The organism is Streptomyces sp. NPDC006368 (assembly GCF_040612535.1).
In the GTDB taxonomy this organism is placed as follows: domain Bacteria; phylum Actinomycetota; class Actinomycetes; order Streptomycetales; family Streptomycetaceae; genus Streptomyces.
On record NZ_JBEXQK010000003.1, the window covers coordinates 26,167 to 39,940 of the forward strand.

Annotated in this window: 10 protein-coding genes; 3 read left to right on the forward strand and 7 right to left on the reverse strand. The window is 69.9% G+C overall.

Annotation, left to right across the window (positions count from 1 at the left end; translation table 11 throughout):
* Positions 1-9: 9 nt before the first annotated feature.
* Complete coding sequence (locus tag ABZZ38_RS03680; protein WP_356735345.1) at positions 10-1,596, forward strand: Na+/H+ antiporter; 1,587 nt, start codon at positions 10-12, stop codon at positions 1,594-1,596.
* Between the two features lie 64 nt (positions 1,597-1,660).
* Here the strand turns inward: ABZZ38_RS03680 and ABZZ38_RS03685 are convergent, their stop codons facing one another.
* Complete coding sequence (locus tag ABZZ38_RS03685; protein ID WP_356735347.1) at positions 1,661-2,821, reverse strand: mechanosensitive ion channel domain-containing protein; 1,161 nt, start codon at positions 2,819-2,821, stop codon at positions 1,661-1,663.
* 38 nt (positions 2,822-2,859) lie between these two features.
* Here ABZZ38_RS03685 and ABZZ38_RS03690 point away from each other — a divergent pair, with 38 nt between their 5' ends.
* On the forward strand, positions 2,860-3,429 hold the full coding sequence (locus ABZZ38_RS03690) for a dienelactone hydrolase family protein (protein WP_356735349.1): 570 nt from the start codon (positions 2,860-2,862) through the stop codon (positions 3,427-3,429).
* 63 nt (positions 3,430-3,492) lie between these two features.
* Here the strand turns inward: ABZZ38_RS03690 and ABZZ38_RS03695 are convergent, their stop codons facing one another.
* The 5 genes from ABZZ38_RS03695 to ABZZ38_RS03715 all read right to left on the reverse strand — a co-directional run bounded on the left by ABZZ38_RS03695 (position 3,493) and on the right by ABZZ38_RS03715 (position 9,542).
* Positions 3,493-4,497, reverse strand: a complete 1,005-nt coding sequence (locus tag ABZZ38_RS03695) for a zinc metalloprotease (RefSeq protein WP_356735351.1) — start codon at positions 4,495-4,497, stop codon at positions 3,493-3,495.
* Between the two features lie 295 nt (positions 4,498-4,792).
* The gene (locus ABZZ38_RS03700; RefSeq protein WP_356735353.1) at positions 4,793-6,436 is read right to left on the reverse strand and encodes an alkaline phosphatase D family protein; all 1,644 of its coding nucleotides are present in this window, start codon (positions 6,434-6,436) and stop codon (positions 4,793-4,795) included.
* 87 nt (positions 6,437-6,523) lie between these two features.
* Positions 6,524-7,339, reverse strand: coding sequence for a DsbA family protein (locus ABZZ38_RS03705; protein ID WP_356735355.1), 816 nt, complete (start codon positions 7,337-7,339; stop codon positions 6,524-6,526).
* Between the two features lie 78 nt (positions 7,340-7,417).
* The gene (locus ABZZ38_RS03710; RefSeq protein WP_356735357.1) at positions 7,418-8,125 is read right to left on the reverse strand and encodes a hypothetical protein; all 708 of its coding nucleotides are present in this window, start codon (positions 8,123-8,125) and stop codon (positions 7,418-7,420) included.
* Positions 8,126-8,207: 82 nt separating this feature from the next.
* On the reverse strand, positions 8,208-9,542 hold the full coding sequence (locus ABZZ38_RS03715) for a DUF2252 domain-containing protein (protein WP_356735359.1): 1,335 nt from the start codon (positions 9,540-9,542) through the stop codon (positions 8,208-8,210).
* Positions 9,543-9,790: 248 nt separating this feature from the next.
* On the opposite strand from ABZZ38_RS03715, the gene dnaE reads away from it, so the two are divergent.
* The gene (gene dnaE, locus ABZZ38_RS03720) at positions 9,791-13,330 is read left to right on the forward strand and encodes a DNA polymerase III subunit alpha (RefSeq protein ID WP_356735361.1); all 3,540 of its coding nucleotides are present in this window, start codon (positions 9,791-9,793) and stop codon (positions 13,328-13,330) included.
* Positions 13,331-13,455: 125 nt separating this feature from the next.
* On the opposite strand, the gene ABZZ38_RS03725 is transcribed toward dnaE, so the two are convergent.
* The gene (locus tag ABZZ38_RS03725; RefSeq protein WP_356735363.1) at positions 13,456-13,626 is read right to left on the reverse strand and encodes a hypothetical protein; all 171 of its coding nucleotides are present in this window, start codon (positions 13,624-13,626) and stop codon (positions 13,456-13,458) included.
* Between the last annotated feature and the right edge of the window lie 148 nt (positions 13,627-13,774).

Below are 13,774 nucleotides of genomic sequence, written 5' to 3' on the forward strand. Positions count from 1 at the left end.
AGGGCGCCCGTGGACCAGTTGGCTCTGTTGCTCGTGCTGTTGCTCGGCGCGGTGGTGACGGTGCCGCTCGGCGAGCGGCTGCGGCTGCCCGCCCCGGTCCTGATGACGCTCGCCGGGATCGGGCTCGCACTGCTTCCCTTCGTGCCGAGCGTCGAGTTGCCGCCCGAATACATCCTTCCTCTGGTGCTGCCGCCCCTCCTCTACGCGGCCGTCCAGCGAACCTCCTGGCGTCAGTTCACCGCCAACAGGCGCCCCATCTTCCTGCTCGCCGTGGCGCTGGTCTTCGTCACCACCGCCGCCGTCGCGGCCGTCGCGAGCGCCGTCGTGCCCGGCCTGCCCATCGCCGCGGCCGTCGCCCTCGGGGCGCTCGTCGCACCGCCCGACCCGGTCGCGGCGACCGCCGTCGCCGGGTCGCTGGGGCTGCCGCGCCGGCTCGTCTCCATCCTGGAGGGCGAGGGGCTGTTCAACGACGTCACCGCGATCGTGCTCTACCACGTGGCGATCGGGGCGGCGGTCGGCGGGACGTTCTCCTGGCCCGGCGCGGTGGGGGAGCTGGTGCTGTCCGCCGTGGTCGCCGTCGCGGTGGGGCTGGCGCTCGGCTGGCTGTCCAACAAGCTGATGGGCTTGCTCGGCGACGTCACGCTCCAGACCGGGCTGAGCCTGCTGGTGCCGTTCGCCGGTTACGTACTGGCCGAGGAGCTGCACGGATCCGGCGTCCTCGCCGTGCTCGTCACCGCCCTCTACCTCGCGGAACGCGCCGTCGACGCCGACGACGTGATGGGCCGTCTGGCCGGCCGTACCTTCTGGGAGATCGTCGACGTCCTCGTCACCGGGATCGCCTTCGGTCTGATCGGGCTGGAGCTCCACCACGTCTTCGGTACGGCCGACGGGCGCGAGCTGCGGATGCTCGGCTGGGGCGGCGCCATCGTCGCGTGCGTCGTCGGCGTACGGCTGTTGTGGCTGCTGCCCGCCACCTGGCTGGCCAAGCGGCTGCACACGCGGCGCGATTACGACGAGGAGATCCCCATGAGCTGGCGGGAGACCGTCGTCATGTGGTGGTCCGGCATGCGGGGCGTGGCCTCCGTCGCGCTCGCCCTCGCCATTCCGCTGCGGGACGAGCACGGGGCGCCGTTCCCGGCCCGCGACGAGATCGTCTTCATCGCCTTCTGCGTCATCATCGCCACGCTCGTCGTCCAGGGCCTCACTCTGCCGTGGCTGGTGAGGACACTCGGCGTACGCGCCGACACGGACACGGAGCGCGCGCTGGAGCGGGAGTTGGCCATCCGTGCCGCCAAGGCCGCGAAACGGCGCCTGAAGGAGATCCAGGAGGTCGAGGACCTGCCGGAGGAGCTCCAGGAACGGCTGCAGCGCATGGCGTTCGACGTGGGTGCCAGGATCAGCCCGGACCTGGTGGACGAGGAGCGGCGGTCGGCGGCGGCGCGGCGCGCGGAGCGGTTCCGGCGGATGCAGCGCATCCAGCACGAGATGATGTCGGCCGCCCGGCACGAGGTGCTGTCCGCCCGCAGCGAGCCCGGCGCCGACCCGGAGGTCGTGGACCGCGTGCTCCGCCACCTCGATGTCCGCAGCATGCGCTAGTCAGCCCGGGCCCTCGGTTCCGGGCGGGTCCGCGACCCTGGGCGCGGGGACCGGGTGCCCCCGGTCAGCCGCGGCCCGCGCGGATTTTCCGGTCCCCGTCCCGGATGACGTACGCGTCCGCGTTGTTGCTGTGGATCTCCTCGGCCCGCGGAGGCCGGTCGTCGCGCCACTGCCCGTCCGGCGAGGGGGCCGGCGCGGCCGTCGCCGTGGTGACGCGGGGGAGCGCGTAGGGGTGCTCCTGGCACAGCCAGGCGATCATCTGCTCGCGTACGGCGCACCTGACCGTCCAGATGTCGTCCGCGTCCTTCGCCGTCACCACCGCACGCACCTGCAGGGTGCTGGGTGTGGTGTCCGTCACGGCCAGGGACCAGTCACGCCCGTCCCAGGCCGGGGACTCCCGCAGGATGTCCCGGAGCCTGTCGCGCATCAGGCCCACCGGCGCCGTGTGGTCGAGGTGGAAGAAGACCGTTCCGGTCATCTGGGCACCACCGCGCGACCAGTTCTCGAACGGCTTGCTGGTGAAGTACGACACCGGCATCGTGATGCGGCGCTCGTCCCAGGTCCGTACGGCCAGGAACGTGAGGGTGACCTCCTCCACCACGCCCCACTCGCCGTCCACGACCACCGTGTCGCCGATGCGCACCATGTCGCCGAAGGCGATCTGGAACCCGGCGAACAGGTTCCCCAGGGTGGACTGCGCGGCGACACCGGCGACGATGCCGATGATGCCCGCGGAGGCCAGCATCGACGTACCGATGGTCCGGAAGTCCGGGAAGGTCAGCAGCATCGCGGCCACCGCCACCACGCCGACCACCGCCGTGACGATCCGCATGATGAGCGTCACCTGGGTGCGGACGCGGCGGACCCGTGCGGCGTCGCGGGTGGTGGAGGCGTAACGGGCGTAACTGGACTCCACTATGGCGGCGGCGATCCGCGCCACCAGCCAGGCGCCCGCGCCGATCATGATCAGGGAGAGCACCTGCCCTATGGCCGCCTGGTGGCTGACGATGACCTGCCAGCGGGTCTGCCGGTACGACCCCCGCAGCAGCGCCGTGAGCAGGACCACCTGCAAGGGCACCCGGCAGCGGCGCAGCAGGTGCCACAGAGGGGTCTCGGGGTGGCGGGCGCCGACTCGGCGCAGCAGCAGGTCGGCGAGCCAGCCGACCAGCAGCGTGAGCACCACCGCCCCACCGACGACGGTCAACGGGCGCAGTACGTTCTCCATGTCTCCGGGACTCCGACGGGGGCTGGCAGGATGGCCGGATGGACATCATGCTCTTCCACTCGGCCTACGGTCCGCGCCCGGCCGTGCACGCGGCAGCCGACCGGCTGCGCGCCGCCGGGCACCACGTGCACGTGCCCGACCTCTACGAAGGCCAAACCGCCGACACCGTCGACGAGGGCATGGCGATCAAGGACCGGATCGGCACGGAGGAGCTGCTCAAGAGGGCGATCACGGCCGCCGCGCCGCACTCCGGGCGCGGTCTGGTGTACGCCGGGTTCTCGCTGAGCGCGTCGGTCGCGCAGACCCTCGCGCTCGGTGACGAGAAGGCGCGCGGGCTCCTGCTGCTGCACGGCACCTCCGACCTCGCGGAGAACGCGTCGGTGGACGAGCTGCCCGTACAGCTGCACGTCGCCGACCCGGACGCCTTCGAGCCGGACGACTGGCTGAACGCCTGGTACCTGCGGATGCGGCGGGCCGGTGCGGACGTCGAGGTCCACCGCTACCAGGGCGCCGGGCATCTGTACACGGACCCGGATCTGCCGGACTACGACGAGGAGGCCGCCGAACGGACCTGGCAGACCGCGCTGGCCTTCCTGGAGAGCCTGTAGCGGTGCCGCGTATCCGGTCATGCCCCCCGGCGCGCTCGTGGCGAGGCGCCGGGGGGAGGGGGATCAGGCGGCGCGGTACGCCGTCCAGTGGTCCCTCATGCGCTGCACCTGACCGGTCGTGAACTGGTACATGCAGGCGTCGTACGTGTAGTCCATGAAGTTGTGGATCGGGTCGGCGCCCGTCTTGCTCGCGCAGGTGTCCCGGCCGGTCGGGCACTCGTACGCGGGGCTCTTCTCGGCCGGGGTGTCGGTGACGTAGTCACCGTTGCCGTTACAGCCGCCCTGGAAGGTGTGGTAGAGCCCCATCCAGTGGCCGACCTCGTGGGTGCCGGTGTCGCCCTCGTCGTAGTTGGTGGCCGTCCCGCCCGGCAGCGAGGCGTCGAGCACCACGACACCGTCCATCGTGGGGTTGGACTTGTACGAGGACGGGAAGGTGGCCCAGCCGAGCAGCCCGCCGCCGAGGTTGGCGGTGTAGAAGTTCAGCGCGTTCGCCCCGCCCTTGCGGAGGGCGGTCTTCATGGCCTTCTCCTCGGTCGAACCGGAGTTCAGGTTGTACCAGGCGGCGTTGTCCGTGTAGTCCGTGCCGGCCAGCGTGAACTGGAATCCGGAGTCGGAGTTCCCGGTGCCCTGGCCGCCGAAGCCGGCGTTGAGGACGGCCATCTGCTGGTTGATGGCGGTCGAGCTGAGCTTGCCGGTGTCGCCGTCGTGGATGACGTGGAAGTACACCGGGATCGTGGTGGCGGCGGCGGTGAGGCCCGCGGCGCCGTTCGCCCGCGCCGTCTCCAGTCTCTTCTTCAGGTCCGCGTCCATGGCCTTGGCCTTGGCGTCGGTGACCTCGTTCGGCTCGTGGGCGTGACCGGAGGCTCCGGGGTGGGCCTCACGTGCGGTGGTGCTCACGCCCGTGTCGTCCGCGCACGCGTCCGCCGAGGGGGAGGCGGAGGCCGGCGCCTTGGCGACCGCAGCGCCCGTGGGGGCGGACAGCGGGAACAGAGCCAGGGTTCCGGCCATGGCTGCCGTGCCGAGCGCGCGCCGGGGCAGACGGGGAGATATTCGGGCAAGAGCACGCATCGTGACTCCTCGCGGGGGGTTGTGGGGAGGGATTTCCTCGCCACCGCGGGGAGATTACGTGGCCATGTCAGATCTTGATGAGCATTGAACAAGCCCAATCAATCATTGAGGAAATGAAGACATCAGGGAGAAATCCTTCGGTCCGTCCCGGGTGGTGAGATGCCCACGTAATGAATGAGCCACCGGGAGCGGGTGGTGTGTCCGTATTCGATCTACGGAAGACACCCCCCGCTACGCGTACGTGATCCTCCGTTAACACGCGCCGATGTGGCTGAAAATCGACCCTGTCGATCCGTCAGCGTACGGGGATGTACACCCGCTCGACCTTCTGTGTTCCGCTGACCGTCCGGTACGAGCGGGCCCAGGCCGCCGATGCGTCCGGCTCCGCCCGGTCGGACAGGACGTAGTAGTCCATCTGTGAGCGCTCCGTGGTCACGTCCAGCACGCCGTAGCCGTGGCTGTCCATGTCCAGCCACTTCACATGACGGTTGGCGGCCTTGATCGCCCCGGCGGCCACCACCGAGGCCGTGCCCGGCGCCACGCCCAGGAGGTCGTCCAGGTTGTCCGAGGTCACCGACGTGACCACGAACTCCGTCGCCGCCGACCGCGACAGCGGATACGTCGCCGCCTTCACCGGCACGTCGTTCGCCCAGGCCATGTGGATGTCACCGGTCAGGAAGACGGTGTTGCCGATGGACCGCTCCACCAGGTGGGAGAGCAGCTCCCGGCGGTCGTCGGTGTACCCGTCCCACTGGTCCACGTTGATCGCGAGCCCGCCCCCGGGCAGCCCCAGCAGCTCCGCGACCGGCTTCAGCAGATGGGCCGGCAGGGCCCCGAAGGCGACCGGAGAGATCATGACCGACGTTCCGACCAGCCGCCAGGCCGTGTCCGAGGCCGCGAGCCCCGACTTCAGCCAGTCCAGCTGGGCGCGGCCGGTGATCGTACGCTCAGGGTCGTCCACCTCACCGCTGCCGACCGACGCCTGCCGCGAGCGGAACGAGCGCAGGTCCAGGAGGTGCAGATCGGCCAGCTTGCCGAAGCGGAGCCGACGGTAGACCGTGCCCTCGGTGGAGGTGCGGACGGGCATCCACTCGAAGTACGCCTGCGTGGCGGCGGCCACGCGCGCCGCCCACTCGCCCTCCCCGCCCGGCGTGTGGTTCTCGGCACCGCCCGACCACATGTCGTTGGCGAACTCGTGGTCGTCCCAGATCGCGACCACCGGGTGGGCGGCGTGCAGAGCCTGCAGGTCGGGGTCGGTCTTGTAGGTCGCGTGCCGCAGGCGGTAGTCCGCGAGCGTGACGATCTCGTGCGCGGGCCGGTGGGGCCGTACGACACCCTCCGGTTTCGGGTAGCCCCCGGAGGCGTACTCGTAGATGTAGTCGCCGAGATGGAGCACCGCGTCCAGGTCGGCCCGGGCGGCGAGGTGGCGGTACGCGGAGAAGTAGCCCGACTCCCAGTTGGCACAGGACACCACCCCGAACCGGATGCCGGGTATGGCGGCGTCGGGGGCCGGAGCGGTGCGGGTGCGGCCGACGGGGGAGACCGACGTACCGGTGGTGAAACGGAAGTAATAGGTGGTCGCCTGGCGCAGACCCCTTACATCCGCCTTGACCGTGTGGTCGGTGGCGGCCGTCGCCGTGAGCGTGCCCCGGGCGACGATCCCCGCGAAGGCGCGGTCCTCGGCGACCTCCCATCTCACCTCCGTGTCGGGGCCCCTGCCGGAACCCGGCACCGCGTCCGGGGTGGGGGTGACGCGCGTCCACAGCAGGACGCCCTCCGGCAACGGGTCACCGGAGGCGACGCCGTGGAGGAAGACAGGAGCCCCGCTGTCCGCGACGGCGGACGTGGCCGAGGCCAGAACGGGAGCGGCGACGGCGGTGGCGGCAGCGGCCTTGACGACCGCGCGGCGGCTGGGAGCAGAAAGGTTTCGACTGGTCACGGACCAGCACATTACTGATCAGTATGACCAACGGGCAGGCGAAAACAGGAAAGTTCGCCCGCCCGTGGCCCAAGCGCCGCGTGCGCCTTACCCCTTGAGGGCCTTGTCGATGGCCGTGGTGAACTCGGCCGCCGTCATGGGGGCGCCTTCGCCGTCCGCGCCGGTGACGGTCCTGCCGTCCATCTTCAGCGTCGGGGTACCCCTGACCCCGCTCTTGTCGAAGGCCTCGGACATCTTCATCGCCCATGCGTCGAAGGTGCCGTCCTCGACGTCCTTCTTGAACCCGGCGTTGCCCTTCAGCGCGGGAACCGCGTCCGCCACCTCCAGGAGGTAGGAGTCCTTGGCGAACTCGTCCTTCGACTCCTCCGGGTGGAACTTCGCCGAGTAGAGCGCCGCCTTGTAGTCCAGGAAGGCCTCGGGGCTGACGTCGAGGGCGGCGCCCAGCGCGGACAGCGCGTTCTTGGAGCCCTCACCCTGGTCGCTGTTGTCGATGAACGTCGCACCGACATAGCGGACCTTGTACTTGCCCGCGGTGACGTCCTTGTCGATCGTCTCGCCGACCTGCTGCTCGAAGACGGCGCAGACCGGGCAGCGCGAGTCCTCGTACAGCTCCAGCGTCTTCTTGGCGGTGCTCTTGCCGATGACGACGGTGGTGCCGTTGTCGCCGGTGGTGTTCTTCGGCGCCGTGACGCTCTTCCGCTCCTTCATCGCCTCCCAGTGGGAGGGCTTGTTCGCCTGCATGACGGCGTAGGCGATACCGCCGGCCACCGCCAGGACGGCGAGGGCGGACACGCCGACGGTGACCTGACGGCGGACCTTGTCCTTCCTGGCCTGGCGCTCGCGCTCCTGGCGCAGCCGCTCGCGCGCCGCCGCCTTGTTCGCCTTGCTGTTGCGTGCACTCATGGTCGTACATCTCCGTGTCGTGATGCGTGGTCGTGTGGGGGCCACCGGTGCTCGGACCGGCTGGTGGGACTGCTCCGCTCAGGCGGTGAGGGCCGAGCGGGGCGGTCCGCGGCGACCCACGGAGTGCACAAGGAGGGGGCGACGGGCAGGGTGCGGCCGGTCCACGGGGCGCGGGCCCCGTCGTACCGCGTGATCCGCTGCGCCCCCGACCGCGGCGACCGCGATCAGCAGCGGCCGGAACGCGAAGGCCGCCACCGTCCGTACCAGTCCGGCCAGCGCGCTCTCGCCGCGCCGCAGCCAGGCCGCGGCGAGCAGCCCGACCGAGACGTGCACGGCGAGCAGCAGCCACGGCAGCGCCGGGTCCGGTGAGGCGAGCAGCGCGGCCACCCCGTCCCGGGAGACCACGCCGGGCAGCGGAGCGCCCACCCCGGACGCCACACCGTCGCCGGGGCCGCCGCCGCACAGGACGTCGAAGCCGAACGAGCGCAGGGAGCCCGCCACCGGGCCCCCGGCCGGGCCGTAACAGACGTGCTGGCCGGCGGTGAAGACGGTGTCGGCGGCCAGCTCCAGGGGGACGAGCAGCCCGGCGATGCGCCGGAAACCCCGCTCGGCGCCCGCGAGCGCGTACGCGACGGCGAGGACCCCGGCCGCGACCACGGCGACCGTGGTCAGGGGCAGTGGGACCCGGGACAGCAGCACATGGGAGGCCGCGGACAGCGTCACGACGAGTGCCGTGAACAGCGCCGCCCGCAACCACCTGAGCTGGGTCCCGGATATGTCGTCCATCGCCGCACGAGTGTGCCATGACCGGCCGTAAGCGGTCCCTAAAGGAACCGGCCTCGCGCCGCGGGCGCCCGTCGGGCCGCCCTCAGAGCCCCGGGATGCGGCCGTTGCGGAACAGGTCGACGAAGATCTGGTGGTCCGCCCGTGCCCGCGCCCCGTAGGTGTGAGCGAAGTCCACGAGCAGGTCGCCGAAGCCCTCCTCGTCCGCCGCGATCGCCGCGTCGATGGCCCGCTCCGTGGAGAACGGCACCAGGGAGTGGCCGCTCTCGTCGTCCGCCGCCGCGTGCATGGTGGCGGTCGCCCGGCCCAGGTCCGCGACGGTCGCCGCGATCTCCTCGGGGTCGTCGATGTCCGACCAGTCCAGGTCCACGGCGTACGGCGAGACCTCCGCCACCAGCTGACCCGCGCCGTCCAGCTCCGTCCAGCCCAGCCACGGGTCGGCGTGCGCCTGCAGCGCGCGCTGCGAGATGACCGTGCGGTGACCCTCGTGCTGGAAGTACGCGCGTACCGCAGGGTCGCTCACATGGCGGGAGACCGCCGGTGTCTGGCCCTGCTTCATGTAGATGACCACGTCGTTCTCGAGGGCGTCGCTGTTGCCTTCGAGGAGGATGTTGTACGAGGGGAGCCCCGCCGACCCGATCCCGATGCCGCGCCGCCCCACCACGTCCTTCACCCGGTACGAGTCGGGCCGGGCGAGGCTCGACTCGGGCAGCGTCTCCAGGTACCCGTCGAAGGCCGCCAGCACCTTGTACCGCGTCGCCGCGTCCAGCTCGATGGACCCGCCGCCCGCCGTGAAGCGGCGCTCGAAGTCGCGGATCTCGGTCATCGACTCCAGCAGGCCGAACCGGGTCAGCGCGCGGGCGTCCCGCAGGGCGTCCAGCAGCGGTCCGTCGGCCGTGTCCAGGGTGAAGGGCGGCAGCTCGGCCGTCCCGCCGTTCCCGCCGGCCGTCGCCAGGGCGTGGATGCGCTCCCGGTAGGCGGCGGCGTAGACGCGGACCAGCTCGGTGATCTGCTCGTCACTGAGCGCCTTGGTGTAGCCGATCAGCGCCAGGGAGGCGGACAGCCGCATCAGGTCCCAGGTGAAGGGACCGACGTACGCCTCGTCGAAGTCGTTGACGTTGAAGATCAGCCGGCCGTTGGCGTCCATGTACGTGCCGAAGTTCTCGGCGTGCAGATCGCCGTGGATCCACACGCGACCGGTCCGCTCGTCCAGATACGGGCCGCCGCGGTCCTCCTGGTCCAGGTCGGCGTAGAAGAGGCAGGCCGTGCCCCGGTAGAAGGCGAACGCCGAGGCGGCCATCTTCCGGAACTTGACCCGGAAGGCGGCCGGGTCGGCGGCCAGGAGCTCGCCGAAGGCGGTGTCGAAGACGGAGAGGATCTGCTCACCGCGCTCTTCGGCGGTGGGCTGTGGGACCGGCATCGCGGGGTGCCTCCTGGTGCGGACGGGCGGAGCCGCACGCGTGACCGCGTGCATGACTGAGTACGTGAGAAAGGGGACAGGTGTTCCGTCCCCCTCCAACGGGCGACCGTACCCCCGAGTGCCCGCCCGTGATCGCCGGGCGGGCGGTCACGGGACTTCGTCCGGGTACCGCGCCGCCCCTCGGCTGTCAGTGGGGAGACGTAGACTTCCGAGCTGTCCCCATCCCCGACCCCCTGGAGGCCGCAGCCGTGTCGAAGCCGCCGTTCACGCACCTTCACGTGCACACCCAGTACTCCCTGCTGGACGGTGCCGCGCGGCTCAAGGACATGTTCAATGCCTGCAATGAGATGGGCATGACACACATCGCCATGTCCGACCACGGCAACCTGCACGGGGCGTACGACTTCTTCCACACCGCGAAGAAGGCGGGGGTCACACCGATCATCGGCATCGAGGCGTACGTCGCGCCCGAGTCCCGCCGCAACAAGCGCAAGGTGCTCTGGGGCCAGCCGCACCAGAAGCGGGACGACGTCTCCGGCTCCGGTGGTTACACCCACAAGACGATCTGGGCGGCGAACGCCACCGGCCTGCACAACCTGTTCCGGCTCTCCTCCGACGCGTACAAGGAGGGCTGGCTGCAGAAGTGGCCGCGTATGGACAAGGAGACCATCGCCCAGTGGTCCGAGGGCCTGATCGCCTCCACCGGCTGCCCCTCCGGCGAGGTGCAGACCCGGCTGCGCCTCGGCCAGTTCGACGAAGCCCTCAAGGCCGCCTCCGAGTACCAGGACATCTTCGGCAAGGAGCGGTACTTCCTGGAGCTGATGGACCACGGCATCGAGATCGAGCGCCGCGTCCGTGACGGCCTGCTGGAGATCGGCAGGAAGCTCGGCATCCCGCCGCTCGTCACCAACGACTCGCACTACACGTACGCGCACGAGGCGGGCGCCCACGACGCGCTGCTGTGCATCCAGACCGGCAAGAACCTCTCCGACCCGGACCGCTTCAAGTTCGACGGCACCGGCTACTACCTCAAGTCCACGGACGAGATGTACGCCATCGACTCCTCGGACGCCTGGCAGCAGGGCTGCGCCAACACCCTCCTGGTCGCCGAGCAGGTCGACACCACCGGCATGTTCGAGAAGCGCGACCTCATGCCGAAGTTCGACATCCCCGAGGGACACACCGAGGTCAGCTGGTTCCGCGAGGAAGTCCAGCGCGGCATGCACCGCCGCTTCCCGGACGGCATCCCCGAGGACCGCCGGCGGCAGGTCGAGTACGAGATGGACGTCATCATCCAGATGGGGTTCCCGGGGTACTTCCTCGTCGTCGCCGACTTCATCATGTGGGCCAAGAACCAGGGCATCGCGGTCGGCCCCGGCCGAGGGTCCGCGGCCGGTTCGATCGTGGCGTACGCGCTCGGCATCACCGACCTCGACCCCATCCCGCACGGCCTGATCTTCGAGCGCTTCCTCAACCCCGAGCGCGTCTCCATGCCCGATGTCGACATCGACTTCGACGAGCGCCGGCGCGTCGAGGTGATCCGGTACGTGACCGAGAAGTACGGCGCCGACAAGGTCGCCATGATCGGCACGTACGGCACCATCAAGGCCAAGAACGCGATCAAGGACTCCGCGCGCGTGCTGGGCTACCCGTACGCCATGGGTGACCGCATCACCAAGGCCATGCCCGCCGACGTCCTCGGCAAGGGCATCCCGCTCTCCGGCATCACGGACCCCTCCCACCCCCGCTACTCGGAGGCGGGCGAGGTCCGGGCGATGTACGAGAACGAACCCGATGTGAAGAAGGTCATCGACACCGCGCGGGGCGTCGAGGGCCTGGTCCGGCAGATGGGCGTGCACGCCGCAGGCGTGATCATGTCCAGCGAGACCATCACCGACCACGTCCCGGTCTGGGTGAGGCACACCGACGGCGTCACCATCACGCAGTGGGACTACCCGAGCTGTGAGTCGCTCGGCCTGCTGAAGATGGACTTCCTCGGCCTGCGCAACCTCACGATCATGGACGACGCCGTCAAGATGGTGAAGGCCAACAAGGGGATCGACATCGATCTCCTGAGCCTCCCGCTCGACGACCCGACCACCTTCGAGCTGCTCCAGCGCGGCGACACCCTCGGCGTCTTCCAGTTCGACGGCGGCCCCATGCGGTCCCTGCTGCGGCTGATGAAGCCCGACAACTTCGAGGACATCTCCGCCGTCTCGGCCCTCTACCGGCCGGGCCCGATGGGCATGAACTCGCACACGAACTACGCCCTGCGCAAGAACGGCCAGCAGGAGATCACCCCGATCCACCCCGAGCTGGAGGAGCCGCTCAAGGAGGTCCTGGGCGTCACCCACGGCCTGATCGTCTACCAGGAGCAGGTGCAGAAGGCCGCCCAGATCATCGCCGGGTACTCCCTCGGCGAAGCCGACATCCTCCGCCGCGTCATGGGCAAGAAGAAGCCCGAGGAGCTGGCGAAGAACTTCACCATCTTCCAGGCCGGCGCCAAGAAGAACGGCTACAGCGACGAGGCCATCCAGGCGCTGTGGGACGTGCTGGTCCCCTTCGCCGGATACGCCTTCAACAAGGCGCACTCCGCCGCGTACGGACTCGTCTCGTACTGGACGGCGTACCTCAAGGCCAACCACCCCGCCGAGTACATGGCGGCGCTGCTCACCTCGGTCAAGGACGACAAGGACAAGTCGGCCGTCTACCTCAACGAGTGCCGCCGCATGGGCATCAAGGTCCTCCCGCCCAACGTCAACGAGTCCGAGTCGAACTTCGCCGCCCAGGGTGACGACGTCATCCTCTTCGGCCTGTCCGCGGTGCGGAACGTCGGCACCAACGTCGTCGAGTCGATCATCAAGTGCCGCAAGGCGAAGGGGAAGTACACCTCCTTCCCCGACTTCCTCGACAAGGTCGAGGCGGTCGTCTGCAACAAGCGCACCATCGAGTCGCTCATCAAGGCCGGCGCCTTCGACACCATGGGCCACACCCGCAAGGGCCTGGTCGCCCACCACGAGCCGATGATCGACAACGTGGTCGCGGTCAAGCGCAAGGAGGCCGAGGGGCAGTTCGACCTCTTCGGCGGCATGGGCGAGGAGGAGACGAGCGAGCCGGGCTTCGGCCTGGACGTGGAGTTCTCCGACGTCGAGTGGGAGAAGTCCTACCTGCTCGCGCAGGAGCGCGAGATGCTCGGCCTGTACGTCTCCGACCACCCGCTCTTCGGTATCGAGCACGTCCTGTCGGACAAGGCCGACGCGGCGATCGCCCAGCTCACCGGCGGTGAGCACGCCGACGGCGCCGTCGTCACCATCGGCGGCATCATCTCCGGCCTCCAGCGCAAGATGACCAAACAGGGCAACGCCTGGGCCATCGCGACCGTCGAGGACCTCGCCGGCTCCATCGAGTGCATGTTCTTCCCGGCCACGTACCAGCTGGTCTCCACCCAGCTCGTCGAGGACACCGTCGTCTTCGTCAAGGGACGCCTCGACAAGCGCGAGGACGTGCCGCGTCTGGTCGCGATGGAGCTGATGGTCCCCGACCTGTCGTCGGCCGGCACCAACGCGCCCGTCGTCGTCACCATCCCCACGGTCAAGGTGACCCCGCCGATGATCACCCGCCTCGGCGAGATCCTCACCCACCACAAGGGCAACACCGAGGTACGGATCAAGCTCCAGGGGCCCCGGAAGACCACCGTGCTCCGGCTCGACCGGCACCGCGTCCAGCCGGACCCGGCGCTCTTCGGCGACCTCAAGGTGCTGCTCGGCCCGTCCTGCCTGGCCGGCTGAGCCACCACCCGGCCCCGCCCGGTCACACCGGTCACAGCCGGCCCCGCCCGGTCACACCCGGGCCACCCGCGCGGAAAGGGGCGCGCCCGTCGTCACGGGCGCGCCCCTCGCTCATGCGTACGTCGTCAGTTGTGGCCGAACCGCTTCCGCCGGCCCTTGGGGGCGACCTCGGCCGGCGTCACGTGCGACAGCCGCTGCTCGGTCTCCTCCTGCATGGAGGTGGTGCGGGCCTGTGTGCCGCGCTCGGTGGTCGACGGCTGCTTCGGACCGCGCTCCTGCTTCCTGTTCTTGGCCATGGTGGTGCCTCCGTGGGGTGTAGGGGCCAGGGCCGCGTTCAGCCTCACATACGCGTAAAAACCATGCATTTTGGATCATTGCGGACCGTAGTCGACGGCCCTGGGCGAGGCGTAAGGTGATCCGCCACGCCGGTGATCGAGTTCCGGC